This window comes from Sphingobium sp. B2D3A (genome assembly GCF_025961795.1).
Taxonomy (GTDB): Bacteria; Pseudomonadota; Alphaproteobacteria; order Sphingomonadales; family Sphingomonadaceae; genus Sphingobium.
Genome location: NZ_JAOQOI010000001.1, coordinates 841,623 through 867,504 on the forward strand (window position 1 = coordinate 841,623; position 25,882 = coordinate 867,504).

Below are 25,882 nucleotides of genomic sequence, written 5' to 3' on the forward strand. Positions count from 1 at the left end.
TATGGACGTCAGGAGGCTGCATCCGATTTTTGGCGCCGAATTGTCCGGCCCCGACCTGTCGCAAGTCCCCGATCAGCCGCTGATCGATCTCGTCGAACGCCTGATGGACGAGCACGTCGTGCTGTGCATCCGCGACCAGGGGCATATCACGGATGAGGAGCATCTGCGCTTTGCCCGCGCCTTCGGCCCGCTCGAGCTGCCCGGCGTCTATCGGCCGGATGAGCCGCGCCGGATGGCCTATGGCCTCTACGATGCCTCCAATCTCGACGTGAACGGTGAGATCGTGGACCGCGAATCGCTGCGGGCCAAGTTCGCCAAGGGCAATGAGATTTTCCACGCGGACAGCAGCTTCAACGACATGCCGAGCAAATGGTCGATGCTGCGCGGTGTGATCGTTCCGCCGGAGCGCGGCGACACCGAGTTCGTGGATCTGCGCCATGTCTATGATGAACTTCCGCAGGCGATGAAGGATCGCATCGAGACGCTCGTTGCCGAGCACAGCTTTGCGGCCAGCCGCATCAAGGGCGGCGCCAGCCCCGAGGAAGCGGCCCGAATCCGCGAGATCATGCCGGGCGCGATGCAGCCAATGGTCCGAATCAGCCCCTCGGGTCGCAAGAGCCTGTTCGTGGGCAGCCATGCGTTCCGCGTCGAGGGGCTGAGCGATGCCGAGGGCACGGCCCTGATCGACGAATTGATCGCCTTCGCCAGTCAGGAGAAGTTTATCTACGCGCACAAATGGCGCCAGGGCGACCTGCTGATCTGGGACAATCGCTATGCGCTGCACCGCGGGACTGCGTTCGATTATGTGCGTTACAAGCGCGATTTGCGCCGCGCCAACGTCAATGAATATGGCGAGGAGCGCAGCGCGATCACCGCGCCGTTACGCGCCATTTCCAATTGAGGAGCGCCGGCCGGGTTGAACCGAAGGGCAAAGGCGACGGAAATGCTTGCATTGCTCCATGAAAAGCTGCAAGATAGTTAGGTAGCTAATTACATTGCTGAGGACCGAAGGCTGTCGGCACAAAGCCGTCCTCGTTTCATTCGGTCTTCAGGCGAGAGGAGCAGGCCCATGGATTATCCGCTGATCAGTTGTGACGATCACCTCGATCTCAATCAACTTCCTACCGATCTCTGGACGAGCCGGCTGCCCGACCATCTGAAGGATCGCGGCCCCAAGGTCGAGATGGTCGATGGCCGCGCCACCTGGATGAGTGACGGTAAAAGCCTGGGCGGCTGGTCGGGTGCGCCGAGCACGATGACCGGTCCCAAGCCGATCTTCACCGCCCTGGATCGCGGTGGCATTGTCGATCAGACCGAGCGTCGCCCTGCGGTCGCCGAACTGCGACTGGCCGACATGGATCGGGATGGCGTGTATGCGCATGTCATCTTCGGCCCGGTCACCTCACTCGATTTCGACGACAAGGAACTGCGCGACGCCTGCTACGGCGCCTATAATGAATGGCTCAAGGAGTTCTGCTCCGCGGCTCCCGACCGGCTGATCGGCGTGCCGATGCTGCCGCCCGAGCCGGAAGCGGCCGTCGCGATGTTGCAGAAGATCGTCGATCTGGGGGGGTTCAAGCAGGCCAATCTGCAGATCGCCATGGCCCAGCCGCGCCTTGAGGACGAGCGCTGGGAGCCGCTTTGGACCATGCTGGAGGAGAACAATATCATTCTCTCCTTCCACGTGACCGTGTTCCCGAGCGTCAGCCGCGCGTTCGACAAGTATAAGGGCAGCCCGGGCGCCACCTTCCTGCATGTGAAGATGTTCATCGAGCAGTTCATGGACCCGTTTGTGGACCTGTTTGCCTGGGGCATTCTCGAGCGTCATCCCGGCCTCAAGATCGTCATTGCAGAGAGCGGCATTGGCTGGCTGCCATGGGTGATCGAGGAACTGGATTATCGGCACTGGCGCCTGTGGGAAGCCGAAGAATTCTGGAACGCGCGCGGCGGCATTCCGCACAAGATGAAGCCGTCCGAGCTGTTCAAGCGGCAGGTCTACGGCACGTTCCAGCAGAGCCCCACGGCGATCGCGCTGCACAAGTTTTACGGTGAGGACAAGCTGCTGTGGGCGACGGACTATCCGCACCCGGACAGCATCTGGCCCAACAGCCGCAAGGTGCTGGCCGAGTTCACCGAAGGTGCCGATCCGGCGCTGGTGCGCAAGATTGCCTATGAGAATGCCGCCAAGCTCTATGGGCTGGACATTCCTGCCCGCGTGGACGCGATCGCCGCTGAGTAAGCGCGCAATTCGCTATGAGATAGGAAAAGGGAGGGCGCGCGCTCTCCCTTTTTTCATGGCCAGCCCGCGGTTGCGCTAGCTCTGCTGCGGCACCACGCGCGCGATGAACCGCGCAACCTCGCGCTCGATTTCCCTGTTCTCTGGTACCTCGCCCCAGCCGAACCCGGCGTGCGGCATTGCTTCCCACACGTGCAATTCGGCATCGACGCCCGCCTCTCGCAATTTGCGGTGGAAGAGCACGGAATTCGACAGGAAGAGATCGCGCGTTCCAGTCTGCACCAGTGTCGGCGGAAAGCCGCTGGTGAAATCGCCGAAGAGCGGGGAGAGATAGGGCTGCGTGAGGTCATGGCCGCTGGCGTAGAGCGCGTTGCACTCCGGCAGCCCGCGCTTGAGCACCACATCCAGCCCTTCATTGGTGAGGAAGCTGTCGCCCGACTCGGTCAGATCGACTTCGGGTGTCAGCAGTACGAGACCGGCGGGGAGCGGCAGGCCCTGATCGCGAATCATCAGCGTCACAGCTGCGGCGAGATTGCCGCCGGCGGAACTGCCGCCGATCACGATGCGGCGCGGATCGGTCCCGGCCAGCAACGCCCGATATACCGCAAGGCAATCCTCCGGCGCAGCCGGGTAAGGGTGGTCGGGCGGCATACGATAATCCACCGAGACGACCCGGCAGCCCAGCGCCGCTGCCTGCCGGGCACCGGTCGCCTTGGCGAATGCGCCACCGCCGAAAACAAACGCGCCGCCATGAATGAAGAGATAGACCGGACCATCATCAGCTGTTCCGGCGTGCGGCACGCAATCATGGCAGGGCACGCCGGCGATCTGCACGGTGTCGATGGTCACTGGTAGCGTGGCGAGCATGGCTTGCGCCATCGGCTCCCACATGGCGTTGCTGGCCGCCAGCCGTTCCCGCCAGCCTGCCAGATCGGTCGCGGCAGGCCAGTTCGTCGCCGGCGTGGCGGCGCCCTCGATCAGCGCTTGCCGGGCTTGCGGGCTGATCGTCCGGGGTGGCGGGATGTCCCGCGCTGGGAGTTTCACGCTGGTCTGGCCGTGCTCTTCATCCGCCATATTTCTCTCCCGCATCGACGCCGCCATCCGGTCAGACAGTGACGACGATCTTCCCGATTTGCTGGTTCGATTCCAGATAGCGATTGGCTTCCACGATCTCGCTGAACGGGAAGGTGCGCGCGATCACCGGTTTGAGCTTGCCCAGCTTCAATCCCAGCAGGATGTGCTCCTGCGCGCGCTTGTACCGCTCGGGGTGGTTCCAAATTTCCGAGGCGACCCAGCCGCGCATCGACAGGCCTTTGAACGCCATATTCCAGTGCGGATAGGGGGTCGGCTGTTCGGACAGGCCGCCATAGATGAACAGAATGCCGCGCTCGGCCATCGCGCTGGTGAGCGTCTGCACATAGGGCCCCTGCACCGGGTCGAACACCAGCCGCGCGCCTTTGCCGTCGGTGATCTGCATCACGGCCTCGACCAGATCCGTCTCCCCGGTCGCGATGACATGGGCGGCCCCGTGCGCCTTGAGCGCCTCGGCCTTGTCGCTGGTGCGCGTGGCCGCAATCGAGACGGCGCCGGCCCAGTTGGCGAGCTGGATCGCAGCGAGACCGACACTGCTGGAGGCTGCGGGGATGATGACATAATCGCCGATGCCGGCCTTGCCGACCTCGATGATCGCATAGGCCGTCATATACTGCATCCACACCGCCGCAGCCTGCGCGGCGCTGAGGCCGGGTGGTGCGTGCAGGAGGCAGCGGGCCGGCACGATCGCCTGCTCGGCCCAGACGCCATATTGGCCGAGCGGATACATGGGCAGGGCACAGACCCGATCACCGACGGCGAAGCCGGACACGCCTTCGCCCAGAGCTTCGATAATGCCGCAGGCCTCATAGCCGATCAGCGTCGGCAATGTCGGCTTGGTGGGATAGCGCCCTGCTCGAAACATCGCTTCGGAGCGGTTGAGGCCAATGGCTTCGACCCTGATCCGCACTTCACCAGGGCCGGGCGCGCCGACCGCGATCTCGTCAAAACGGAGCACGTCAGGAGGCCCCAGTTCATGTACGCGGACGACCTTTGCCATCTGTTCTCTCCTGTTGTGGTCAGCTCCGCCGTCTCAAAGCGGTTCGTCGAGCGGCTGCTGCTCGTCGTAGATCGGGTTGTACATGAGCGTTCCGAACTGGGCGACGAGGTTGGCGCGGGCCTCGTTCGGCGCTTCAACCGGAATGGCACGGACCAGCGCCTTGCTGCGCGCTTCGATCCCGCGCTGGAACTCCGGGTGGGTCATGATGAACAGGTCGCGGCGGCGGATACCGCGCAGCACGCGCTCGCCTACTTCCTCGCTGGACATGAAGAGGCTTGGGTCAAAGCCAGGTGCCGGCCGCGCATCCTTCTTCGCGCCGACGGCCTCGGGGGCCGGGGGCGGCGCATCGTTGCGCAGATGCTCGGGGCGGGTGGCGTTGGTCGTGCTGCCGAGCTGGGTCTGCACCGGGCCGGGGAAGAAGACCGAGGCGCCAAGCGCGGTGCCGCGCAGATCCGTCGCGAGGCTCTCGAACATGCCGGCGACGCAGAACTTGGCAGCGCAATAGAGCCCGGCATTGCCCACGGCAGAAAAGCCGCCGGTCGAGGATGTGACGACGATCTGCCCTTCCTCGCCATGCTTGAGCATCCGCGGCAGCATGGTGACGAGCCCGTTGACGACGCCGCCGACATTGACGGACATGTTGAAGTCCCAGTCCTTGTAGGTCGCCGTGAGCATCGAGCCGGTGACGCCCACGCCGGCATTGAGCGCCAGCACATGGATATTGCCGAACTGCGCCTCGGCTTCATCGGCGGCGCGTGCCCAGCCATCGCGGTCTGCGACATCCAGCTTGATGGCGTGAACGGCCAGATTGGTCTTGGCAAAGCCTTCCATCGCCTGATCGAGCGCGTCCTGACGGATGTCGGCGATAATGACCCGCATCCCCGCTTCGCCGAAGGCCTTTGCCATGCCCCAGCCCATGCCGCTTGCGCCGCCGGTGATGAAGGCCGTCTTGCCACTCACGTTCAACATCAGATCACCTCTCCTCAATCCGCCTGCTCATGCGGGATGGCACGGCCCTATCGAGATCAGAATGACTAAGTCCACAAAAAAGCGGCGGCGCGTGCGTGGCGTGACTGCGGTGCGCGACAGTCGATTAGGCGATAAGTCAGAGCAGAGGCGGGTCCGACCCTGCTCGCAGCAAGCCAGCGGTTTGTTGATTAGGTCTTTCCGCCGGATGCCGCGCGCGATCAGCGCACGCGGTTCACGCGCACAGCCGCCTGCCGCCCGACCTGCATCAGATAGCTGCCGAGCGCGCCCTTGCGGATGGTGACCGAGTCCTGGGGGGCGGGCGGCTGGAAGGCGGTCATCCGCTCGGTCATCCGCCAGACCGCGCCATCCCCGAGCGTGACCTGCCAGAGCCCCGGGCCGATCTCGCGCACGCTTGCCACGGTGGCGCTCGTTTCCTTGTCTTCCTGAGATGCGCGCGGCTGGCGCGTGGCGCGCTCCACCTGCTCGGCGCCGAAGCCGCTCGTTGCGGCCGGAGCGGGCGGGGCAGCCGGTGCGGGCGTAGGTGTGCGGCTCGCATTGCCGGAGCCGGCCGCGCCCGGCACAGGCGCGGGCGCAGAGGTGCCGCCTTGCGGCTGATTATACTGCGCCACCGAATCGTAGCAGGCGAGGCGGGCTTCCGTGGACCCAATTCTCGCGCAGGTCGCCAACTGGTCGTTCAGGCTGCCCTGCGCTTGGGCCACGCCGCTCAGCCCGGCTGCGACGATGATGAAGGCGCTGACTGCCGCCACGGATTTGCTGATCACCGGTCCTCTCGCTCCCACATATCTTGTCTTCTCGTGACGCGGTCGTCCGCGTGGCGAAAATCTTACTACGCCATCTATTGCGGGTCTAACGATTTTACGGATCGCTCGGGGATGACGATCATGTCTGATTATTTTGCATAAACATTGACCGCTGCTCGAAAATGCGATGAATCTGGCCGAATCACGCGAAAGGTGGGTCTTTGGGGATCGGTCATCATGAATAAGGGGCGCGCGGCGCTCGGTTCGGTCCGGGCGCGCATCAGCAGGGCTTCGATTATCAGCGCCGGGCTGGCCCTGTTGGGCCGGTCGGGCCTGGACGGCTGCACTCTGCAGGCCGTCGCTGCCGACCTTGAAGCCGATCCGGCCGAAATCGAAGAGCATTTCGCGAGCGACGATCAACTTCTGACGGCGTTGGCGCAGGATATGGTGCGTGCTGCCGAGGGCGGCGCGGCAGGCCCGGGCTGGCGCGGTCGCCTTGCCTTGCGCGCGCAGACCAGCCGGGTCGCTATGCTCTCCAGTCGCGATGGCGCCAGGCTGTTCGCGCATGTCGCCTCGCGCTTTCCTCTCGCGGTGGGGACGCCGGACGCGGTCGCACCCTTGTGCGAGGTCGGCCTCGCACTCGATGAAGCCCGCGTGATCGCGCAGGCGCTCGAGCATTTCGTGATCGGGTGGACGCTGGTCGAGCAGGCCCGTGCCGAACCATCGGGACCGGACAGTTCCTTCGATCGCCAGCTGGATGTCCTGCTCGACGGCATCGACGTCGACGCCCCGTCGCCGGCGCCCGGCCCGCGGGACGAGCGTCAGGCCCGGTTCCAGTCCAAGCTCTGGGTCTTTCTGCGCAATGCCCGCGAGAGCGCGAATATCTCCTTCGCCCGCACCGCGCATATCAACGAGCTGGACCGGCGGATCCTGCTGCTCCTTCATGTCCAAGGGGGCATGACCCTCGCGCAGATTTCCCTGGCCTGCGGTGTCGACAAGGCGCAGATCAGCCGTGCCATCAAGCGCATGGGCGAGGTCGCCCTGCTGCTGCGCAGCGGCATCCGCAGCCCCATCCGGCTCAGCCCGAGCGGCAAGCAGCTGGCGGATCGGCTGCAGCGCCATGCCGAGCTGCGCAATCGGGAGCTCACCTTCGGCATCAGCGATGAGGAACTTCAGACGCTCTCCGGAGTGCTGGACATGCTGCTGACCCGCGCCATTGCCCTGTTCGAGCAGGAGCGCAAGCAGGCGGCGAGCAATCAGCGGCCCGAGACCGTGGCATTTCAGGATCTCGTCGATGAAGGCCTGCCGGACGAAAACGGTGTCGCGGCGGACCGCTCACGCGTGTTGCCGCCGTTCGTCACTCTGTGCTCCTACATGCTGCGCGGCGGTGCCCTTGCCCATAAGCGCCAGACCAGCCTGTCGAATTTCGAGACCTGGGTCATGGCGGAAATCTGCCGCAATCCGCCGATCAGCTGGCCCCAGCTGGTGCTGGCATTGGCGCGCGACCAGAGCCAGGCGGGCCGCACCGTCAATCATCTCATCGAGATCGGCCTGATCGAGCGGACCGGACGCCCGGGACGCCGCCACGGCTTCTTCGGTCCGACCGAGAAGGGACGCGCGGTGAGCCAGATCATTGAGGAGACAGCGGTTCGGCGCAGCGAGTTCCTGTTTCAGGGCATCCCTGCCGACCAGCTCGACAGCTTCATGACGACATTCGATGCGCTGACGCACAATGCCGAAGTCCAGCTCGATCGGGAGCGGGCGATCCAGGAAATGGATCGGGATTGAAGGCCTCCGCCCGGCCTGAAATCGTTCAGGCCTAGTCGGGCAGCGGAATGAACTCGCGCTCGCCGGGCACGATGTCGAACCGGCCCTGTCGCCAGTCGTCCTTGGCCTGTTCGATGCGATCGCGGGAGCTGGACACGAAGTTCCAGTAGATGTGCCGTGGCCCATCCAATGGCTCGCCGCCGACCAGCATGATGCGGGTCGGGCCATTGGCGCGCAGGACGATCTCGCTGTCCGGCTTGAAGATCACCAGTTCGCCGGCGTTGAAACCGCCGCTCTGGCCTTCCACCGCCAGCCCGCCCGAGATGACATAGACCGCGCGTTCGATATGGTCGGTGCCCAGCCGGTAGCGCGCGCCGTCCTGGAGCGTGACGTCGGCGTAGAGCATGTCCGAGAAGGCCTGCACCGGCGAGGTCAGCCCGTCGCTGCTCCCAGCGACGACGCGGATGCGCACGCCCTCTGCCTCCGTTTCGGGAATCGTGTCGGCGGGGTGATGGAAGAAAGCCGGATCGACCTCCTCCTTCGCTTGCGGCAGCGCGACCCAGGTCTGGAGGCCGAACAACGGCCCGCCTGCGGCGCGGGTATCATCGGCGCTGCGCTCGGAATGGACGATGCCGCGCCCTGCCGTCATCCAGTTGACGGCGCCGGGGCGCACCGGCTGGACCTTGCCCAGCGAATCGCGGTGGAGGATTTCGCCCTCCAGCACATAGGTCACCGTGGCGAGGCCGATGTGCGGATGGGGGCGGACGTCCAGGCCCTCGCCGGCCGAGAAGGTCGTCGGGCCGAACTGATCGAAGAACACGAAGGGGCCGACCATCCGGCGATGGGCCGATGGCAGCGCGCGCCGGACCTGAAAGCCGTCGCCCAAATCGCGCACGGGCGGCAGGATGATCATGTCGACACTGTCGATGCCGGTCTGGCGCAAGGTCATCGGGTCTGCTCCTTCAGATAGACTTGTTCATATCCTTATGCAGAATGACCCGCTCCGTTCCCGGCCGTCTGCCGGCCCGTTCAGGCCAACCCGCTTAGGCCAGGCGGGTCATCCAGCCATGCTGGTCCAGCTTCTGGCCGAGCTGCACGCCGACCAGCGCCTCGCGCAGCGCGCGGGCCACCTCGCCGCCATCGCCATTGCCAATGATGAAATCGCCCTGGGTCGAGCGCACCTCGCCGATGGGCGTGATGACGGCAGCGGTTCCGCAGGCAAACGCTTCCTTCAGCTTGCCGCTCTTGGCATCGGTCATCCACTGCTCGAAACTGTAGGGCTCTTCCTTCACCGTGTAGCCGGCATCCTCCGCGACGAGCCGCAGCGAATCGCGGGTGACGCCTGGCAGAATCGAACCGTTGAGCGGCGGGGTGATGATCGTGCCGTCATTGAACACGAACATGATGTTCATGCCGCCCAGCTCCTCGATCCATTTGCGCTCGACCGCATCGAGGAACAGCACCTGGTCGCAGCCATGCTCGATGCCGACGGATTGCGGCTGCAGGCTCGCCGCATAATTGCCGCCGCACTTGGCAGCGCCGGTGCCCCCGGGCACCGCGCGGACATAATCATGGCTGACCCACAGCGTCACGGCCGACTTGCCGCTCTTGAAATAGCCGCCGACCGGGGACGCGATCACGCAATAGACATATTCGCGCGCCGGGCGGACGCCGAGAAACGCTTCGCTCGCGAACATGAAGGGGCGCAGGTACAGGCTGCCCTTGTCGGCATCCGGCACCCAGTCGATGTCTGCCGCGACCAGCTTGCGGATGCTCTCGACGAAGAGATCCTCCGGCAGATGGGGCATGGCGAGGCGGGTCGCGCTCTGGTTGAAGCGGGCGGCGTTGGCCTCCGGGCGGAAGCTTGCGACAGACCCGTCGGGCAGGCGATAAGCCTTGAGCCCCTCGAAAATCTCCTGCGCATAATGGAGCACGGCCGCTGCCGGATCGAGCGGAATCGGCTGGCGCGGACCCAGTACGGCATCATGCCAACCCTGCCCCTCGGTATAGCGGATCGTCACCATATGGTCGGTGAAGAGCGTGCCGAAACCGAGCGTGGCCATGGCGGCAACACGGTCCTCGGGCGAGGTGGGGGTGGCGAGCGGCTGGGTCGTGAAGTCCAACATGCGAAATCTGTCCATTGAGGCTGGATGGGTTCAGGTGGCGCAGGCGGTATCAGGATAAACGCAGGCTGTCATGCCCCCGCGCGTCCGCTGGTGGCATCGGTTGCCGCGCCGTTGCAGGTGCGCCGCGCTCAGCTCAGCTCAGCTCAGCCAGAACAGGGCAGCGCCCGCCAGCGAGGCAAGCAGGGACGCAAAGAGCGGGACGGATGCGACGATGCCATTGCGTCCCCCGGCCAGCACGAGCGCCATCACGCCTTTGACGGCGGTATTGGCGAAGACCGGCGCGGCGAGGATGAAGCCCGCCGTGGCATTGTCGAGCGTTTGTGCGGGCAGGCCGGCAAGGGTGAGCACCGCCGCGTCCACATCCATGAAGCCGGTGAGGCCGATGACAACCGCGATGCCCTGATCGCCCCAGACATCGAGCGCCCAGCGCGCGACCAGCGAGAAGACCGCAACGAAGGCCGCCAGCATCAGCGCCGGGCCGAAATCGAAGGGGTTGCCGAGCTTGACCGATGGCCCATCCGGCGAATCGTCACGGCGCCAGGCGATCAAGGCCATGATCGCCGAGACGACCAGCGCCGGGGCCAGCACCAGCGCGAGCGTGGGCAGGGCGCGGGGCACGAGGATGGCAGTCAACACCTGCACGCGCACGAACATGACGATGGTGGCGATGGCGATGCCGGCGGTCAGCACGCCGCGTAATTCCGGCTCGGTGCGCAGGCGGCGGGCGTACCAGGCCGTCACCGCCGTGGACGAGACGATGGCGCCGGTCAGCGCCATCATCAATACGCCCCGGCTGCTGCCGAACCGGCGCGCGACGACATAGCCAGCGAAGGAGAGCCCTGCGACCAGCACCACCACCATCCAGATCTGGCGGGGGTTCCAAGCGTCGTAAGGGCCATAATTGGCATCGGGCAGCAGTGGGAGGACGACGAGGGCGACCAGCGCGAAGCGGGCGACGCCCTCAATCTCGCCTTCCGTCAGCCCGCGCAGCAGGGCGTGCATCGAGTGGCGGGCGCTCAGCAGCACGAAGGCCGCGCCCGCTGCTGCCAGAGCGATGGCAGGTGAGAGCGCCACTGCGGCATAGCCAATGGCAAAGGTCAGGAGCGCCGCGACAATCGTGGTAGCGGAAAGCTGGTCGTCGCGAATCGCCTGACCGAAACCAATGAGCAGCGCGCCGACCACCCCCAGCGCCATGATCGCGGCGATCATCTCCGGCAGGAGCGCCGACAGGCCACCGGCAAAACCGATCAGGCCGAAGGTGCGAAACCCCGCCACCCGTTGCCCGGCCTGCTTGTCGCGCTGAGTCCAGCCTCGTTCGAGGCCGATCAGAAGGCCGGCGGCGAGAGCGGCGAGAAGCCCGAGCAGCGATGGAGATAGAGCAAGGCTCATGGTCAGAGCGTCAGCAGGCGGATGTCCGGCCCAGCCGCCGCGAGAAAGGCAATGGGGCCGGTGATCTCGACACGGGAGTCGAGGCTGTCCGCTGCCACGCCCGCCATGGCAAGGCCGCTCTGGCAGAGGCTGATCGCCACGCCTTCATCCAGCGCATCATCCAGCAACTGCGCGAGTGTCGGCTCCCCGGCTGCAGCCCAGGCGGCGTCCTGCGGCGCGCGGATCGGGGTGCGCAACAGGGCAGCCGCCTCGCCTTGCAGGAAGACGCGGGCCGCACTTCCCAAGGCGACCTCCGCCCGCGCGAGCGACAGGGCCGCGCGCAATCGGGAAGGATCGGCGCTGACGACGACGAGAGCGAGAGGCCGCCGCGCGCTCATGCGCAGGCCAGCGCGGCCTTGCAGGCCGGGTCCGGCGGAATGGCCATGGTCCGCAGGCGACGGGCCAGCAGATCGAAGACAATGAGCTTGCCGGTCGCCGCTTCACCGAAGGGCACGAGGGCGCGGATGACCTCCAGCGCCGCCATCGAGCCAATGATGCCGGTCAGCGCCCCAACAATGCCTTCCTCGGCGCAGGTGCGGGCGGGGTCGGTGCGGGTTTCCCCGACCAGGCAACGATAGCAGGGCTGTCCGTCCTCCCACCCTCGCCAGACCCCGATCTGCCCCTCGAACTGGCCGACAGCGGCGCTCACCAGCGGAATGCGCAGCCGGGTCGCGGCGTCCGAGACGGCGAGGCGCGTTTCGAAATTGTCGCAGCCATCCAGAATGATGTCGGCATCGCGCAGCAGCGTCGCGGCATTGTCGGCATCCAGCGCGGTGTTGATCGGAATGGCATGACAATCCGGGTTGAGCCGGCGCACGGCATCGCGCGCGGCTTCTGCCTTCGGGCGACCGATGTCGTCGCTGGCGAACAGGATCTGCCGCTGCAGGTTGGAGAGGCTCACCGTATCATGATCGATGATGCGCAGGGTGCCGATGCCGGCCGCAGCCAGATAAGCGATGGCCGGGCACCCGATGCCCCCCGCGCCGATGATCGCGATATGCGCTCCGGCCAGCCGTGCCTGCCCCGCGCCGCCGATCTCGCGCAGCACGATGTGGCGGGCATATCGCTCAAGCTGATCGTCGGTGAAGTCCATCAGTGCGGCTGTGCGTCAGACCGTGCGGACGCCGGTGGAACCGAAACCGCCCGCACCGCGCGCCGTATCATCGAGCGTCGCGACCTCGACCATGCGCGCGATCTGCACCGGCGCGACGATCAACTGGGCGATCCTGTCGCCGCGCTTGATCTCGAAATCATCCTCGCCAAGGTTGACCAGGATCACCTTCAATTCGCCGCGATAATCGCTGTCGATCGTGCCGGGGGTGTTGGGCAGCGTGATTCCATGCTTGAGCGCCAGCCCGGACCGGGGGCGCACCTGCACCTCGAACCCCTCGGGAATAGCAAGCGCGAGACCGGTGGCCACCGCATGGCGGGCCATGCTCGGCAGCATCACATCCTCGGCGGAGACCACGTCCATGCCGGCTGCGCCGGCGGTGGCGTAGCTGGGCAATGGCAGGTCTTCGCCATGGGGCAGGCGCTTCACCGCAATGTCAACGAGCGGCCAGTTCATCGGAAATCCTTTCAATCAGCCGCGTGGCGACAAGGGCTTTGGGCATGTCCGGCCAGTCTTCGACGCCCTGCGCCGTGACCAGATGGACGCTGTTATGCGATCCGCCCATGACATCGCCGGACACGTCATTGGCGACGATCCAGTCCGCGCCCTTGCGCTGGCGCTTGGCGATAGCGTGGTCGACGACAGTTTCGGTCTCGGCCGCGAAGCCGACGAGCAGGGCGGGGCGCTGGACGTGGCGCGCCAGCGTCGCGAGGATGTCCGGATTCTCGGCCAGCGCGAGCGGGGCAGGCGTGCCCGAGCCATCCTTCTTGATCTTCTGGCCGGCCTCGTCGGCGGCGCGCCAATCGGCCACTGCTGCGACCAATATGGCAATATCGGCTGGCAAGGCTCCCTCCACGGCGGCCTGCATCTCCCGCGCGGTCTGCACGTCCACCCGGGTGACGCCACGCGGCGTGGGCAGGCTGACCGGCCCTGCGACGAGCGTGACGCGCGCACCGGCCTGGGCGGCGGCGGCGGCAATCGCAAAGCCCTGCTGCCCGGACGACCGGTTGGCGATGTAGCGCACGGGGTCGATCGGTTCGTGTGTCGGCCCGGCGGTCACCAGCACATGGCGGCCAAGCAGATTGGCGTGGCTGAGATCGGGCGCATGGATCGTTCGGCTGGTGTCGGTCAGCAGCGCGGCCGGTGACGGCGCCTCTGCCAGCAGCCGCTCGATTTCCTGCACGATGGCGGCCGGCTCGGGCAGGCGACCCTTGCCCCACTCGTTGCAGGCCATGGCGCCGACGTCAGGCTCCATCACATGGATGCCATCGCCGCGCAGCGTGTCGAGGTTTCGCTGGGTGGCCTTGTGGTGCCACATCCGCACATTCATCGCGGGCACGGCGAGCACCGGCTTGTCGGTGGCGAGCAGCACGGTGGTGGCGAGATCGTCAGCGATGCCCGATGCCATCTTGGCGAGGATGTTGGCGGTCGCCGGCGCGACAACGATCAGGTCGGCCTCGCGGCTGAGCTGGATATGGCCGATCTCGCGCTCCTCCTTGAGGTCGAACATGTCGCCATAGACATGATCCTCGGTGAGCACGCCGAAGGAGAGCGGCGTCACGAACTGGGTGGCGGCGTCCGTCAGCACGGCGCGCACGGCGAGGCCCTTGCCCTTGAGCAGGCGCACCAGTTCCAGCGCCTTGTAGGCGGCGATCCCGCCGGAGACGATGAGGAGGATCCGCTGGGTCATGATGGTTCCATAGCGGCTGGGCGCCGGTCCGGCTAGCGGCTCGGCAGGGGCGGAATATCAGCCAAGGAGCGCCATGGCGCCGGCGCCGGCCGCCGCAGCGAGAATCGCCACGCCCGCATAGCGCCAGAACCAGCCGACCTTCACCTGCACCAGCTTCACCGCCGGCAGGGGCGGCGGGGGCGGGGCGCCACCCGGCTCGGGATAGGCTTCCTCCAGCCGCCGGACGAGGCCGGGCAGGCGGCGGATCGTGTCCACGGTTTCATGGATCGAATCGGCAAGCTTGGCTTCGGGGCCGAGTTCGTCGCGCAGCCAGCTCTTCACATAGGGGCCGGAAACGTCCCACATGTTGATCGTCGGGTCGAGCATGGTCGCCACGCCCTCGACCATCACCATCGTCTTTTGCAGCAGCAGCAGATGGGGCTGCGTCTGCATATCGAAATCGCGGGTGATGGCGAACAGGCCGTCCAGCATCTGGCCTACAGACAACTCGCTGACCGGCTTGCCGCGCATCGGTTCGCCGACGGCACGCAGGGCGGTCGCGAACTCGGCGACATTGTGGTGGGCCGGCACATATTGCGCTTCGAAATGGATTTCCGCCACGCGGCGATAGTTGCCGGTGATGAGGCCGTAAAGGATCTCGGCCAGCCACAGCCGCGCGCGCCGGTCGATCCGCCCCATGATGCCGAAGTCGATGGCGACGATGGTGCCGTCGGCCTGTACGAAGAGATTGCCCTGGTGCATGTCGGCATGGAAAAAGCCGTCGGCGATGGCCTGGCGCAGGAAGGTGTTGACGAGCCGCGCGGCCAGATCGCTCAGATCATGCCCGGCGGCGACCAGCGCCGCGCGGTCGCTGATCTTGATGCCGTCGATCCATTCGAGAGTCATCACCCGGCCGTTGGTGCGATCCCAGTCGATCTGCGGGATGCGATAGCGCGGCACGGCGGACATGGCCTCCGCCAGCTCCGATGCAGAGGCTGCCTCGCGGCGCAGGTCCAGCTCGCGCGCTGTCCAGCGCTTGAGATTGGCCACAACCAGACGCGGTCGGAGGCGCGAGGCCTCGCCGCCCAGTTGCTCCAGATGCGCCGCTGCCCATTCATAAGTGTCGATGTCGCGGTTGAACCGCTCCCGAATCCCCGGGCGGAGCACCTTGATGGCAACCGCGCGGCCGTCCGTCGTCACGGCACGATGCACCTGCGCGATGGAGGCAGCGCCGACGGCCTGCTCATCGACGCTGGCGTAGATCGAGTCGAGCGGTCGCCCGAAGCTGGCTTCGATCTCGGCGCGAATCGCGGAGAAGGGCATGGGCGGGAGCGCGTCCTGCAGCGACAGCAGATCGCGGGCAGCATCCTCACCGACCAGATCGGGGCGCGTCGCCAGCGACTGGCCGAGCTTGATCGCGGCCGGGCCAATAGCTTGAAACGCCTCCGCATAGCGCGGCTCCTTGGGCACGCGCGCACCGAGCCGCGCCAGCCGTGCGAGGCGGCGCACCGGGGCGGGCGTATTGCCATCCCGCTCGATACCGCGAAGGGCGCCATGCCGGGCGAGAGTCCGCCCCCATGACAGCAGGCGCCAGAGATGGGTGATATGCGCTGTCATGACCTTATCGCCCTGCGGAACGCACCATGGGACTGCTGCGCTGGCGAATCATATCTTCCACCCCGAGTGGATGGCGACGAGCCCGCCCATGATCGGCTCGGCCTTTGCCTGCACGAAGCCCGCCTCCTCGATCATGCCCTTGAACTTCGGCATGTCCGGGAAGCGGCGGATGGATTCGATGAGATAGCGATAGCTCTCCGCATCCCCGGCGATCATCTTGCCCAGCTTGGGCACCAGCTTGTGCGAATAGGCGTCGTACACATCGCCGAAGCCGGGCCAGGTGGTGCTGGAAAATTCCAGGCAGAAGAAGCGCCCGCCATATTTTAGCACGCGATGCGCCTCATGCAGCGCCGCCGGGATGTCAGTCACATTACGGATGCCGAACGCGATGGTGTAGGCATCGAAGCTGCGATCGCCGAAGACCAGCTGCTCGGCATTTTGCGGCTGCCAGACCAGTCCCTCGATGCCGCGCTTCTGCGCCCGCGTCATGCCGACGGCGAGCATATCCTCGTTGATGTCGCTCACCGTCACGCGCGCGCCATGCTTGGCCATGCGGAAGGCGATGTCGCCGGTGCCGCCCGCCATGTCGAGAATCGCCTCGTCCTTACGCGGCTTCACGCGGCGGACGAACTGGTCCTTCCACAGCCGATGCATCCCGCCGGACATCGCATCGTTCATGATGTCGTAGTTGCGGGCGACATTGGAGAAGACGTCGCCGACCAGCTTCGTCTTTTCCTCGGGGGCTACCTCACGATAGCCAAAGGACACTGTCTCGCTCATGGGGCCGGGCTCTAGCCGACTCTGCCGGTCGCGCAAAGGGCGAACCATGCCGGAGCGGCCGATGCCGCGCGGGATGGGCCGCCGTCAGCTCATGCCGGGTCGGCGAGCGGAACCGGCGCCAGGAAATCCGGCTTGCCGATCGCGATCCCACGTGTCCGCAGCAGCGCATAGGCCGTCGTTGCGTGGAACAGGAAGTTGGGCAGCATGAAGCCCGTGACATAATCCCGCCCGTGGAACCGATATCCCTGACCGTTCGGGAAGCGCAGCACGATCTCGCGGTCCTCGCTGCCGTCCAGTTGTGCGGGCGTCACGCTATGGACGAAGGCGATGGTCTTTGCGCACCGCTCCTGCAGGGCATCGAGGCTCGCCTCGGTATCGGGCATGGCGGGCGGCTCGATGCCGGCGAGACGGGCAATGCCGTTCTTGGCGCTGTCCGACGCCATCTGATATTGGGCGGTGAGCGGGCGCATATCCTCGATCAGCCGGGCGCCCAGCAGATCGGCCTCGGCAGCACGCACATCCGGGCGCGCGAGCCACCTCTCCATGTTGGTCAAGCTGTTGACGAGGAGAGGAACGGTGATCGCGTGCATGGTCAGGGTCATCAGCTCTCGCCTTTGCTGCCAGGGTGTTGGGCCAAGGTATTGGGCCGGGTGATTGGGATGTGCGCGCGCAGGCCGAAAGAGGCAAGGCGGCATTTCAAAACGCCTCGCCGCCGCGCATGCCCCTTGGGGTGAGCCGTGCTTGACCGGTTGGCGGCCTCTCTGTATAGGCCCGCCTGCCTCGCGGCCCGCAACCTGTGCTTTCACTAGGATTCGGTCGCTCGTCCGCTGGGTCATACAGAGCTTGAACATTGCCTATGCTCTTGCGGGGCCAGGGGGTCTTTACCGACCGCCGGGTCTCTTGTCGTTTGGAGGTCAGCCCCGGCTGGTCATCGGCCGACCCAGGACATGCAGATGGCAGAGTAACTGAAAAAAGGTGAAGGGCTTCATGCCAACGATCAACCAGCTGGTCCGCAAGGGCCGCGAGCCGCAGAAGGCCAAGAGCAAGGTCCCTGCGATGGAGCAGAACCCGCAGAAGCGCGGCGTCTGCACCCGTGTCTACACCGTGACCCCGAAGAAGCCGAACTCGGCTCTCCGCAAGGTCTGCAAGGTGCGCCTCACCAACAGCCGTGAGGTCATCAGCTACATTCCGGGCGAAGGCCACAACCTCCAGGAGCACAGCGTCGTGCTGATCCGTGGCGGCCGTGTGCGCGACCTTCCCGGTGTGCGCTATCACGTTCTTCGCGGCGTTCTGGATACCCAGGGCGTCAAGGACCGCAAGCAGAGCCGTTCCAAGTACGGCGCGAAGCGTCCGAAGTAAGCAGGGGAGAACAGAGATATGTCACGTCGTCGTCGCCCCGAAAAGCGCGTCATCCTGCCCGATCCCCAGTATGGCGATCAGGTTCTGTCCAAGTTCATGAACAGCGTCATGTATGACGGCAAGAAGGCTGTCGCTGAGCAGATTGTTTATGGCGCACTGGCCACCGTTGAAACCCGCGCCAAGAAGGATCCGATCTCGGTCTTTCATGACGCCCTCAACAATGTGAAGCCGGGCATCGAGGTCCGCAGCCGCCGCGTTGGCGGTGCGACCTATCAGGTGCCGGTGGAAGTCCGTCCCGAGCGCGCCCAGGCGCTGGCCATTCGCTGGCTCATCAATGCGGCGCGCAGCCGCAGCGAGACCACGATGGCGGCCCGCCTCTCCGGCGAGCTTCTGGACGCCGCGAACAACCGTGGCAATGCCGTGAAGAAGCGTGAAGACACGCACCGGATGGCCGAAGCCAACCGCGCCTTCTCGCATTACCGCTGGTAAGCACTATATTGGAAGCCGGGGCAGTCACAGGACTGTCCCGGCTTCCTGCACCACCGTTCGCTCGGGCCTGTCGAAGGGCTGTTCTTCCGTGAGGGGAGAAACGGGTCCCCGCCGAGCCAACCCGAACGGAGAGGAACCTTTCAGACCGCAGCCCCGCCGCACGCGGGCAATGGAGTAAAGATCATGGCCCGCAGCCACCCGCTCGAGCGTTACCGCAATTTCGGCATTATGGCGCACATCGACGCCGGCAAGACGACGACGACCGAGCGCATCCTCTATTACACCGGCAAGTCCTACAAGATCGGCGAAGTGCATGACGGCGCCGCCACGATGGACTGGATGGAGCAGGAGCAGGAGCGCGGCATCACGATCACGTCGGCTGCGACGACCTGCCTGTGGAAGGCCGATGAGGGCAAAGGCCCCGAGCATCGCCTGAACATCATCGACACCCCCGGCCACGTGGACTTCACCATCGAGGTGGAGCGCTCGCTGCGCGTGCTCGACGGCGCGGTTGCCGCGTTCGACGGCGTTGCCGGCGTGGAGCCGCAGTCGGAGACGGTGTGGCGTCAGGCCGACAAGTATGGCGTGCCCCGGATGTGCTTCATTAACAAGCTCGACCGCACGGGTGCCAATTTCTATTATTGCGTGCAGACGATCATCGATCGCCTGGGCGCGACCCCGGCCGTCCTGTATCTGCCCATCGGTGCGGAATCGGACTTCAAGGGTCTCGTCGACCTCGTGAACAACCGCGCGATCATCTGGAAGGATGAGAATCTGGGCGCTGAATTCTTCTATGAAGAAATTCCGGCCGACCTCGCCGACAAGGCTGCCGAGTATCGCGAGAAGCTGGTTGAGCTGGCTGTCGAGCAGGACGATGCCGCGATGGAAGCCTATCTCGAGGGTAACGAGCCCGACGTCGCGACGCTCAAGAAGTTGATCCGCAAGGGCACGCTGAACCAGAGCTTCGTGCCGGTGCTGTGCGGCTCGGCCTTCAAGAACAAGGGCGTGCAGGCGCTGCTGGACGCGGTCGTCGACTATCTGCCCAGCCCGCTGGACATTGAGGACGTGCAGGGCATCAACCCCGACACGGAAGAGCCGGACAGCCGCGCCACCAGCGACGAGGCGCCGTTCTCGGGTCTCGCGTTCAAGATCATGAACGATCCGTTCGTCGGCTCGCTCACCTTCCTGCGCGTCTATTCCGGCACGCTGAGCAAGGGCACCTATCTGAACTCCGTGAAGGACAAGAAGGAAAAGATCGGCCGTATGCTCCTGATGCATGCGAACAGCCGTGAGGACATCGATACGGCTTATGCCGGCGATATCGTCGCGCTGGCCGGCATGAAGGAAACGACGACCGGTGACACGCTGTGCGCCGAGCGTCAGCCGATCATCCTGGAACGCATGGAATTCCCCGAGCCGGTCATCGAGCTGTCCGTGGAACCCAAGACCAAGGCCGACCAGGAAAAGATGGGCGTCGCGCTCAACCGCCTGGCCGCCGAGGATCCGTCCTTCCGCGTTTCGACCGATCACGAATCGGGCCAGACCATCATCAAGGGCATGGGCGAACTTCACCTCGAAATCCTCGTCGACCGCATGAAGCGCGAGTTCAAGGTCGAGGCGAACGTCGGTGCGCCGCAGGTGGCCTATCGCGAGTATCTCAAGAAGGCCGTCGACGTCGATTATACCCACAAGAAGCAGTCGGGCGGCACCGGCCAGTTCGGCCGCATCAAGGTGAAGGTCACGCCGGGCGAGCGCGGTGCGGGCATCATCTTCAAGGACGAGATCAAGGGCGGTAATATTCCCAAGGAATATATTCCGGCGATCGAGAAGGGCATGCGCGAGACGGCGGCCACGGGTTCGCTCATCGGCTTCCCGATCATCGACTTCGAGATCAACCTGTATGACGGCGCCTATCACGACGTCGACTCGTCGGCGCTGGCATTCGAAATCACCGGTCGCGGTGCGATGCGTGAAGTCGCGCAGAAGGCCGGCATCACGCTGCTCGAGCCGGTGATGAAGGTCGAGGTGGTGACGCCTGAGGAATATCTGGGTGACGTCATCGGCGACATGAACTCGCGTCGTGGCCAGATCCAGGGCACCGACAGCCGCGGTAATGCGCAGGTTGTCGAGGCGATGGTCCCGCTGGCCAACATGTTCGGCTATGTGAACTCGCTCCGCTCGTTCACCCAGGGCCGCGCGAACTACTCCATGCAGTTCTCGCACTACGACGAGGTGCCGCAGAACGTTGCGGACGAGGTGAAGGCGAAGCTGGCCTAAGCCGGCACTTTCATCTGGATTTATGTAAATTTGCTGTTATGGGGGCGCCTTCGCGAGGCTTCCCCGAGCGGTTGAACCCAAGCTATTGAGCGAAAAGAGGTAGGAAATGGCTAAGGCTAAATTCGAGCGGAACAAGCCGCACTGCAATATCGGCACCATCGGTCACGTCGACCATGGCAAGACCACGCTGACCGCCGCCATCACCAAGGTGCTGGCCGAAACCGGTGGCGCCACGTTCACGGACTATGCCAACATCGACAAGGCTCCCGAGGAGCGCGAGCGCGGCATCACGATCTCGACCGCACACGTCGAGTATGAGACTGGCGCCCGTCACTATGCGCACGTCGACTGCCCGGGCCACGCTGACTATGTGAAGAACATGATCACCGGTGCCGCCCAGATGGACGGCGCGATCCTCGTGGTGAACGCTGCTGACGGCCCGATGCCGCAGACCCGCGAGCACATCCTGCTCGCCCGTCAGGTCGGCGTGCCGGCGCTCGTCGTGTATATGAACAAGGTCGACCAGGTCGACGACGAGGAGCTCCTCGAGCTCGTCGAGCTGGAAGTGCGCGAGCTGCTCTCCAGCTACGACTTCCCGGGTGACGATATCCCCATCGTCAAGGGTTCGGCTCTGGCTGCTCTCGAAGGCCGTGACGACGCGATCGGCAAGGATTCGATCAAGGCGCTCATGGATGCCGTCGACGCCTACATCCCGCAGCCGGCCCGTCCGGTTGACCGTCCGTTCCTGATGCCGATCGAAGACGTGTTCTCGATCTCGGGTCGCGGCACCGTGGTGACCGGCCGCGTCGAGACCGGCGTTGTGAAGGTTGGCGAGGAAGTCGAGATCATCGGCCTCAAGCCCACCAAGAAGACGACCGTCACCGGCGTGGAAATGTTCCGCAAGCTGCTCGATCAGGGTGAAGCCGGCGACAACATCGGCGCGCTGATCCGTGGCGTTGGCCGTGAAGAAGTCGAGCGTGGTCAGGTTCTGGCCAAGCCGGGTTCGGTCACGCCGCACACCGAGTTCGAAGCCGAGGTGTATGTGCTGTCGAAGGACGAAGGTGGCCGTCACACGCCGTTCTTCGCCAACTATCGTCCGCAGTTCTACTTCCGCACGACGGACGTGACCGGCGAGGTCGTCCTCCCCGAGGGCACCGAGATGGTCATGCCTGGCGACAACGTGAAGCTGGCCGTCAAGCTCATCGCGCCGATCGCGATGGACCCGGGCCTCCGCTTCGCTATTCGCGAAGGTGGCCGCACGGTCGGTTCTGGGGTTGTCGCGACGATCTCGAAGTAATATAGGCAGCGAGCCGCTCGGATCAGGTGATTCGAGCGGCCTGCTTTTTTCGCCGCTTCGCGCGCGCTCGTGAGTGCCAGAATGGCACCGGGGCCATCAGGGTGAAGCGGTTTTGTTTTGGCTCTTTCACATCGGTTAGTGGACATGGAAACGCAGAATATCCGTATTCGTCTCAAGGCATTCGATCATCGCGTGCTGGATCAGGCGACCGGCGACATCGCCGATACCGCTCGTCGTACGGGTGCTCTCATTCGCGGTCCCATTCCGCTGCCGACCCGCATCGAGAAGTTCACGGTCAACCGTGGGCCGCACATCGATAAGAAGAGCCGTGAACAGTTCGAGGTCCGCACCTACAAGCGCATGCTTGATATCGTGCAGCCGACCCCGCAGACCGTCGATGCGCTGATGAAGCTCGATCTGGCTGCCGGCGTGAACGTCGAGATCAAACTGGCCTGATGGCCGTAGCGGGGCGGCCTTCGGGTCGCCTTGCAGGACATTTGGATACCGCCGGCTTCGGCCGGGCAGCGTCCTCCGTCGTTTCCGCCTCGTTTGTCGAGGGTCCGGAAGCATCCAGCCCGGACGGGGGAACGCATCGCAAAATCGGGTTGGCTGCCTGGGTCTTAGGGCCCTGGCGGTTTTTTCGTTGGATAAGCCCCCGCATCATGCAGGGGCCTCTATTGGAGGATTGGATCATGCGTACCGGCGTGATCGCGAAGAAAGTGGGTATGACCCGCCTGTTCCAGGATGATGGCCGCCATGTGCCCGTCACCGTCCTGGCGCTCGAAGGCAACCAGGTCATTGCCCGTCGCGAAATGGATAAGGACGGCTATGTAGCCGTGCAGCTGGGTGCCGGCGTTGCGAAGGCGAAGAATGTTGCCAAGCCGCAGCGCGAGCACTTTGCCAAGGCTCAGGTGGAACCCAAGGCGCAGGTCGTCGAGTTCCGCGTGGCCGAGGACGCCCTGCTCGATGTCGGCGCGGAAATCGCTGCCGATCACTTCATCGCTGGTCAGCTCGTCGACGTGACGGGTCAGACGCAGGGCAAGGGCTTTGCCGGCGCCATGAAGCGCTGGGGCTTCGGCGGTATGCGTGCCACGCACGGTGTGTCGATCAGCCACCGTGCCCATGGTTCGACGGGTAACCGTCAGGATCCGGGCCGCGTGTTCAAGAACAAGAAGATGGCCGGCCACATGGGCGACCGTCAGCGCACGCAGCAGAACCTCGAGATCGTCCGCACGGACGTCGAGCGCGGCCTGCTGTTCGTGAAGGGCAGCGTGCCCGGCTCGAAGGGCGCCTGGCTTCTCGTCAAGGACGCCGTGAAGGTCGATCGTCCGGCTGATGTGCCGTACCCGGCCAGCATCAAGTCGGCTGCGAACAATAACGCCGAGGCTCCGGCCGATACGCCTGCGCAGGACGTCGCGGCGCCCGAGGCCACTGAAGGCCAGGAGGGCTAAGTCATGAAGATCAAGGTTCTCACTCTGGACGGCGGCAAGGCCTCCGGCGATGTCGAGCTGAATGACGATGTGTTCGGCCTCGAGCCGCGCGCGGACATTCTGCACCGTGTCGTCACCTGGCAGCTTGAAAAGCGCCGTGCCCCGGCATCGGCGACGCGCGAGCGTTCTGACGTTGCCCGCACGGGCAAGAAGTTCGGTCGCCAGAAGGGCGGCGGTACGGCTCGTCACGGCGATCGCCGCGCCCCGATCTTCATCGGTGGTGGTAAGGCGCACGGTCAGCGCGCCCGTACCTTTGGGCACTCGCTCAACAAGAAGGTGCGTGCACTGGGCCTCAAGATGGCGCTTTCGGCCAAGGCCAAGGGCGGCTCGCTCACGGTTCTGGACAATCTGGACGTCAAGGACGGCAAGACCAAGGAACTGGCGGGTCAGCTCGCCAAGCTCAACCTCGGCAAGGTGCTGTTCATCGACGGCGAGGCGACCAACCTCTCCTTCGCCAAGGCCTCGTCCAATCTCGTCGGTGTCAATGTGCTCCCCGCCATCGGTGCCAATGTCTACGATATCCTGCGTGCGGACAGCCTGGTGCTGACCCGTGCCGCGGTCGAGCAGCTGGAGGCGCGCTTCAATGGCTAAGAAGCAGGCAGCAGCGGTGGCCACGCGTCATTACGACGTGATTGTCGCCCCGCACATCACCGAAAAGGCGACGCTGGTCTCCGAGCACAACGCGGTTGTGTTCAAGGTCGCGCGTGACGCTTCGAAGCCCGAGATCAAGGCCGCTGTCGAGGCGCTGTTCAATGTCAGCGTCAAGTCGGTCAACACGATCGTCCAGAAGGGCAAGACCAAGCGCTGGAAGGGCAAGCCCTACACGCGCTCGGACGTGAAGAAGGCTGTCGTGACCCTGGCCGAAGGCCAGTCGATCGACATCACCACGGGCATTTGAGGGCGGACTGAACAATGGCACTCAAGCATTATAACCCGACGAGCCCGGCCCAGCGTGGCCTGATCCTCGTCGACCGGTCCGGCCTCCACAAGGGAAAGCCCGTCAAGGCGCTGACCGAAGGCAAGCGCAAGACCGGTGGCCGCAACAACAAGGGTCATGTGACCTCGCGCGGTATCGCCGGCGGTCACAAGCAGCGCTATCGCATCATCGACTTCAAGCGTCGCAAGTGGGACGTCGAAGGGACGGTGGAGCGTCTGGAATATGACCCCAACCGCACGGCGTTCATTGCGCTGGTCAGCTATGCCGATGGCGAGCAGGCTTACATCATCGCCCCGCAGCGTCTGGCTGTCGGCGACAAGGTGATCGCAGGCAAGAAGACCGACGTGAAGCCGGGCAACGCGATGGAACTGGGGCAGATGCCGGTCGGCACGATCATCCACAACATCGAGATGAAGCCGGGCAAGGGCGCTCAGATCGCACGCAGCGCGGGTACTTATGCCCAGCTCGTCGGTCGCGATCGCGGCATGGTCATCGTCCGTCTCGGCTCGGGTGAGCAGCGCTACATCCGCTCGGACTGCATGGCGACCATCGGTGCGGTGTCGAACCCCGACAACCAGAACCAGAACCTCGCCAAGGCCGGCCGCAGCCGCTGGCTCGGCCGTCGCCCGCTCACCCGCGGCGTCGCCAAGAACCCGGTCGACCACCCGCACGGCGGTGGTGAAGGCCGGACCTCGGGCGGCCGTCATCCGGTTACCCCGTGGGGCAAGCCGACCAAGGGTGCTCGTACCCGTCACAACAAGTCGACCGACAAGATGATCATCCGGTCGCGTCACGCCAAGAAGAAGAGGTAAGCGATGGCTCGCTCCGTCTGGAAGGGTCCCTTCGTGGACCTGCATCTGCTCAAGAAGGCAGAAACCGCGCAGGAGAACAACGGCCGTGGCGGTCCGATCAAGACCTGGTCGCGCCGCTCCACCATCCTGCCGCAGTTCGTTGGCCTGACGTTCAACGTCTACAATGGTCGCAAGCACGTTCCCGTTTCGGTGAACGAAGACATGGTCGGTCACAAGCTGGGTGAATTCGCGCCGACGCGCTACTTCCCCGGCCACGCCGCTGACAAGAAGGGCAAGCGCTGATGGGCAAGGCAAAAGCTCCCCGCCGCGTCTCGGACAATGAGGCGCTGGCCGTCGGCACGCAGATCCGCGGTTCGGCCCAGAAGCTGAACCTGGTCGCCGCGCTCATCCGTGGCCGCAAGGTCGAGGACGCGATGAACGTGCTCGCCTTCTCCAAGCGCGCGATGGCGGTCGATGTTCGCAAGGTGCTCGCCAGCGCGGTCGCCAATGCGGAGAACAACCACAATCTCGACGTCGACGCGCTCGTCGTCGCCGAGGCGAGTGTCGGCAAGTCGTTCACCATGAAGCGCTTCCATGCGCGTGGTCGCGGCAAGTCCACCCGCATCCTGAAGCCCTTCAGCCGCGTGCGCATCGTCGTGCGTGAAGCTGCGGAAGAGGAGGCCTGA

The 25,882-nt window shown here is 65.0% G+C and carries 28 protein-coding genes; 14 read left to right on the top strand and 14 right to left on the bottom strand.

The features are described from left to right. The first annotated feature begins 1 nt into the window (after position 1). A complete protein-coding gene (locus M2337_RS03900; protein ID WP_264571771.1) occupies positions 2-901 on the top strand; it encodes a TauD/TfdA dioxygenase family protein in 900 nt (299 codons plus the stop codon). A gap of 168 nt (positions 902-1,069) precedes the next feature. Continuing rightward, positions 1,070-2,239, top strand: coding sequence for an amidohydrolase family protein (locus tag M2337_RS03905; RefSeq protein WP_264571772.1), 1,170 nt, complete (start codon positions 1,070-1,072; stop codon positions 2,237-2,239). 75 nt (positions 2,240-2,314) lie between these two features. Here the strand turns inward: M2337_RS03905 and M2337_RS03910 are convergent, their stop codons facing one another. From M2337_RS03910 to M2337_RS03925, 4 genes are all read right to left on the bottom strand, one after another. Next, positions 2,315-3,310, bottom strand: coding sequence for an alpha/beta hydrolase (locus tag M2337_RS03910; protein ID WP_264571773.1), 996 nt, complete (start codon positions 3,308-3,310; stop codon positions 2,315-2,317). A 31-nt stretch (positions 3,311-3,341) separates the two neighbouring features. Continuing rightward, complete coding sequence (locus M2337_RS03915) at positions 3,342-4,328, bottom strand: zinc-dependent alcohol dehydrogenase family protein (RefSeq protein ID WP_264571774.1); 987 nt, start codon at positions 4,326-4,328, stop codon at positions 3,342-3,344. A 33-nt stretch (positions 4,329-4,361) separates the two neighbouring features. Then, positions 4,362-5,297: an SDR family NAD(P)-dependent oxidoreductase gene (locus M2337_RS03920; RefSeq protein WP_181561233.1), complete on the bottom strand. Its 936-nt coding sequence runs from the start codon at positions 5,295-5,297 to the stop codon at positions 4,362-4,364. A 218-nt stretch (positions 5,298-5,515) separates the two neighbouring features. Beyond that, complete coding sequence (locus M2337_RS03925; protein WP_264571775.1) at positions 5,516-6,079, bottom strand: hypothetical protein; 564 nt, start codon at positions 6,077-6,079, stop codon at positions 5,516-5,518. Positions 6,080-6,295: 216 nt separating this feature from the next. Between M2337_RS03925 and M2337_RS03930 the strand changes: the two genes are divergently transcribed. Next, positions 6,296-7,846, top strand: a complete 1,551-nt coding sequence (locus M2337_RS03930; protein ID WP_181561235.1) for a winged helix-turn-helix transcriptional regulator — start codon at positions 6,296-6,298, stop codon at positions 7,844-7,846. 31 nt (positions 7,847-7,877) lie between these two features. Here M2337_RS03930 and M2337_RS03935 read toward each other — a convergent pair whose 3' ends face one another. The 10 genes from M2337_RS03935 to M2337_RS03980 form a co-directional block, all read right to left on the bottom strand. Next, positions 7,878-8,774 (bottom strand): pirin family protein, encoded by an 897-nt coding sequence (locus tag M2337_RS03935; RefSeq protein ID WP_264571776.1) that lies wholly within the window; start codon positions 8,772-8,774, stop codon positions 7,878-7,880. A gap of 94 nt (positions 8,775-8,868) precedes the next feature. Further along, a complete protein-coding gene (locus M2337_RS03940) occupies positions 8,869-9,966 on the bottom strand; it encodes a branched-chain amino acid aminotransferase (protein WP_413716226.1) in 1,098 nt (365 codons plus the stop codon). Positions 9,967-10,089: 123 nt separating this feature from the next. Next, entirely contained in the window at positions 10,090-11,340 is a 1,251-nt protein-coding gene (locus M2337_RS03945) for an MgtC/SapB family protein (RefSeq protein WP_264571778.1), read from the bottom strand. 2 nt (positions 11,341-11,342) lie between these two features. Beyond that, positions 11,343-11,717, bottom strand: a complete 375-nt coding sequence (locus M2337_RS03950; RefSeq protein WP_264571779.1) for a DsrE family protein — start codon at positions 11,715-11,717, stop codon at positions 11,343-11,345. After that, positions 11,714-12,472 carry a HesA/MoeB/ThiF family protein gene (locus M2337_RS03955; protein ID WP_264571780.1) on the bottom strand — a complete coding sequence of 253 codons (759 nt, stop codon included), beginning with the start codon at positions 12,470-12,472 and terminating at the stop codon, positions 11,714-11,716. The genes M2337_RS03950 and M2337_RS03955 overlap by 4 nt, the downstream gene beginning before the upstream one ends. Positions 12,473-12,487: 15 nt before the next feature. Then, positions 12,488-12,946 (bottom strand): dUTP diphosphatase, encoded by a 459-nt coding sequence (gene dut / locus M2337_RS03960; RefSeq protein WP_264571781.1) that lies wholly within the window; start codon positions 12,944-12,946, stop codon positions 12,488-12,490. Beyond that, the gene (gene coaBC / locus M2337_RS03965; RefSeq protein ID WP_264571782.1) at positions 12,927-14,180 is read right to left on the bottom strand and encodes a bifunctional phosphopantothenoylcysteine decarboxylase/phosphopantothenate--cysteine ligase CoaBC; all 1,254 of its coding nucleotides are present in this window, start codon (positions 14,178-14,180) and stop codon (positions 12,927-12,929) included. Before coaBC ends, dut begins: the two co-directional genes overlap by 20 nt. A gap of 57 nt (positions 14,181-14,237) precedes the next feature. Continuing rightward, complete coding sequence (ubiB, locus tag M2337_RS03970; RefSeq protein ID WP_264571783.1) at positions 14,238-15,776, bottom strand: 2-polyprenylphenol 6-hydroxylase; 1,539 nt, start codon at positions 15,774-15,776, stop codon at positions 14,238-14,240. Between the two features lie 48 nt (positions 15,777-15,824). Continuing rightward, a complete protein-coding gene (locus M2337_RS03975) occupies positions 15,825-16,556 on the bottom strand; it encodes a class I SAM-dependent methyltransferase (protein ID WP_264571784.1) in 732 nt (243 codons plus the stop codon). Between the two features lie 89 nt (positions 16,557-16,645). After that, on the bottom strand, positions 16,646-17,158 hold the full coding sequence (locus M2337_RS03980) for a DUF1993 family protein (RefSeq protein ID WP_264571785.1): 513 nt from the start codon (positions 17,156-17,158) through the stop codon (positions 16,646-16,648). A 385-nt stretch (positions 17,159-17,543) separates the two neighbouring features. Between M2337_RS03980 and rpsL the strand changes: the two genes are divergently transcribed. From rpsL to rplV, 11 genes are all read left to right on the top strand, one after another. Beyond that, on the top strand, positions 17,544-17,915 hold the full coding sequence (gene rpsL, locus M2337_RS03985; protein WP_181561246.1) for a 30S ribosomal protein S12: 372 nt from the start codon (positions 17,544-17,546) through the stop codon (positions 17,913-17,915). Positions 17,916-17,933: 18 nt separating this feature from the next. Then, entirely contained in the window at positions 17,934-18,404 is a 471-nt protein-coding gene (gene rpsG, locus M2337_RS03990; RefSeq protein WP_181561247.1) for a 30S ribosomal protein S7, read from the top strand. A 183-nt stretch (positions 18,405-18,587) separates the two neighbouring features. Then, positions 18,588-20,681, top strand: coding sequence for an elongation factor G (gene fusA / locus M2337_RS03995; protein ID WP_264571786.1), 2,094 nt, complete (start codon positions 18,588-18,590; stop codon positions 20,679-20,681). A 106-nt stretch (positions 20,682-20,787) separates the two neighbouring features. Further along, entirely contained in the window at positions 20,788-21,978 is a 1,191-nt protein-coding gene (gene tuf / locus M2337_RS04000) for an elongation factor Tu (RefSeq protein WP_181561249.1), read from the top strand. A 144-nt stretch (positions 21,979-22,122) separates the two neighbouring features. Further along, positions 22,123-22,434 carry a 30S ribosomal protein S10 gene (gene rpsJ, locus M2337_RS04005; protein ID WP_014077880.1) on the top strand — a complete coding sequence of 104 codons (312 nt, stop codon included), beginning with the start codon at positions 22,123-22,125 and terminating at the stop codon, positions 22,432-22,434. Positions 22,435-22,670: 236 nt separating this feature from the next. Then, positions 22,671-23,429 (top strand): 50S ribosomal protein L3, encoded by a 759-nt coding sequence (rplC, locus tag M2337_RS04010; RefSeq protein WP_181561250.1) that lies wholly within the window; start codon positions 22,671-22,673, stop codon positions 23,427-23,429. A gap of 3 nt (positions 23,430-23,432) precedes the next feature. Beyond that, positions 23,433-24,059: a 50S ribosomal protein L4 gene (gene rplD / locus M2337_RS04015; RefSeq protein WP_264571787.1), complete on the top strand. Its 627-nt coding sequence runs from the start codon at positions 23,433-23,435 to the stop codon at positions 24,057-24,059. Beyond that, positions 24,052-24,366: a 50S ribosomal protein L23 gene (locus M2337_RS04020; protein WP_181561252.1), complete on the top strand. Its 315-nt coding sequence runs from the start codon at positions 24,052-24,054 to the stop codon at positions 24,364-24,366. The genes rplD and M2337_RS04020 overlap by 8 nt, the downstream gene beginning before the upstream one ends. A 14-nt stretch (positions 24,367-24,380) precedes the next feature. After that, positions 24,381-25,217 carry a 50S ribosomal protein L2 gene (gene rplB, locus M2337_RS04025; RefSeq protein ID WP_181561253.1) on the top strand — a complete coding sequence of 279 codons (837 nt, stop codon included), beginning with the start codon at positions 24,381-24,383 and terminating at the stop codon, positions 25,215-25,217. Between the two features lie 3 nt (positions 25,218-25,220). Beyond that, positions 25,221-25,499: a 30S ribosomal protein S19 gene (rpsS, locus tag M2337_RS04030; RefSeq protein WP_181561254.1), complete on the top strand. Its 279-nt coding sequence runs from the start codon at positions 25,221-25,223 to the stop codon at positions 25,497-25,499. Continuing rightward, complete coding sequence (gene rplV, locus M2337_RS04035; RefSeq protein ID WP_181561255.1) at positions 25,499-25,882, top strand: 50S ribosomal protein L22; 384 nt, start codon at positions 25,499-25,501, stop codon at positions 25,880-25,882. Before rpsS ends, rplV begins: the two co-directional genes overlap by 1 nt.

Excerpts from the sequence above, each read along its gene's own strand:
- M2337_RS03900 (WP_264571771.1), top strand. The coding sequence starts at position 2 with ATGGACGTCAGGAGGCTGCATCCGATTTTTGGCGCCGAATTGTCCGGC.
- M2337_RS03905 (WP_264571772.1), top strand. The coding sequence starts at position 1,070 with ATGGATTATCCGCTGATCAGTTGTGACGATCACCTCGATCTCAATCAA.
- M2337_RS03910 (WP_264571773.1), bottom strand. The coding sequence starts at position 3,310 with ATGGCGGATGAAGAGCACGGCCAGACCAGCGTGAAACTCCCAGCGCGG.
- M2337_RS03915 (WP_264571774.1), bottom strand. The coding sequence starts at position 4,328 with ATGGCAAAGGTCGTCCGCGTACATGAACTGGGGCCTCCTGACGTGCTC.
- M2337_RS03920 (WP_181561233.1), bottom strand. The coding sequence starts at position 5,297 with ATGTTGAACGTGAGTGGCAAGACGGCCTTCATCACCGGCGGCGCAAGC.
- M2337_RS03930 (WP_181561235.1), top strand. The coding sequence starts at position 6,296 with ATGAATAAGGGGCGCGCGGCGCTCGGTTCGGTCCGGGCGCGCATCAGC.
- M2337_RS03935 (WP_264571776.1), bottom strand. The coding sequence starts at position 8,774 with ATGACCTTGCGCCAGACCGGCATCGACAGTGTCGACATGATCATCCTG.
- M2337_RS03940 (WP_413716226.1), bottom strand. The coding sequence starts at position 9,966 with ATGGACAGATTTCGCATGTTGGACTTCACGACCCAGCCGCTCGCCACC.
- M2337_RS03945 (WP_264571778.1), bottom strand. The coding sequence starts at position 11,340 with ATGAGCCTTGCTCTATCTCCATCGCTGCTCGGGCTTCTCGCCGCTCTC.
- M2337_RS03950 (WP_264571779.1), bottom strand. The coding sequence starts at position 11,717 with ATGAGCGCGCGGCGGCCTCTCGCTCTCGTCGTCGTCAGCGCCGATCCT.
- M2337_RS03955 (WP_264571780.1), bottom strand. The coding sequence starts at position 12,472 with ATGGACTTCACCGACGATCAGCTTGAGCGATATGCCCGCCACATCGTG.
- dut (WP_264571781.1), bottom strand. The coding sequence starts at position 12,946 with ATGAACTGGCCGCTCGTTGACATTGCGGTGAAGCGCCTGCCCCATGGC.
- coaBC (WP_264571782.1), bottom strand. The coding sequence starts at position 14,180 with ATGACCCAGCGGATCCTCCTCATCGTCTCCGGCGGGATCGCCGCCTAC.
- ubiB (WP_264571783.1), bottom strand. The coding sequence starts at position 15,776 with ATGACAGCGCATATCACCCATCTCTGGCGCCTGCTGTCATGGGGGCGG.
- M2337_RS03975 (WP_264571784.1), bottom strand. The coding sequence starts at position 16,556 with ATGAGCGAGACAGTGTCCTTTGGCTATCGTGAGGTAGCCCCCGAGGAA.
- M2337_RS03980 (WP_264571785.1), bottom strand. The coding sequence starts at position 17,158 with ATGACCCTGACCATGCACGCGATCACCGTTCCTCTCCTCGTCAACAGC.
- rpsL (WP_181561246.1), top strand. The coding sequence starts at position 17,544 with ATGCCAACGATCAACCAGCTGGTCCGCAAGGGCCGCGAGCCGCAGAAG.
- rpsG (WP_181561247.1), top strand. The coding sequence starts at position 17,934 with ATGTCACGTCGTCGTCGCCCCGAAAAGCGCGTCATCCTGCCCGATCCC.
- fusA (WP_264571786.1), top strand. The coding sequence starts at position 18,588 with ATGGCCCGCAGCCACCCGCTCGAGCGTTACCGCAATTTCGGCATTATG.
- tuf (WP_181561249.1), top strand. The coding sequence starts at position 20,788 with ATGGCTAAGGCTAAATTCGAGCGGAACAAGCCGCACTGCAATATCGGC.
- rpsJ (WP_014077880.1), top strand. The coding sequence starts at position 22,123 with ATGGAAACGCAGAATATCCGTATTCGTCTCAAGGCATTCGATCATCGC.
- rplC (WP_181561250.1), top strand. The coding sequence starts at position 22,671 with ATGCGTACCGGCGTGATCGCGAAGAAAGTGGGTATGACCCGCCTGTTC.
- rplD (WP_264571787.1), top strand. The coding sequence starts at position 23,433 with ATGAAGATCAAGGTTCTCACTCTGGACGGCGGCAAGGCCTCCGGCGAT.
- M2337_RS04020 (WP_181561252.1), top strand. The coding sequence starts at position 24,052 with ATGGCTAAGAAGCAGGCAGCAGCGGTGGCCACGCGTCATTACGACGTG.
- rplB (WP_181561253.1), top strand. The coding sequence starts at position 24,381 with ATGGCACTCAAGCATTATAACCCGACGAGCCCGGCCCAGCGTGGCCTG.
- rpsS (WP_181561254.1), top strand. The coding sequence starts at position 25,221 with ATGGCTCGCTCCGTCTGGAAGGGTCCCTTCGTGGACCTGCATCTGCTC.
- rplV (WP_181561255.1), top strand. The coding sequence starts at position 25,499 with ATGGGCAAGGCAAAAGCTCCCCGCCGCGTCTCGGACAATGAGGCGCTG.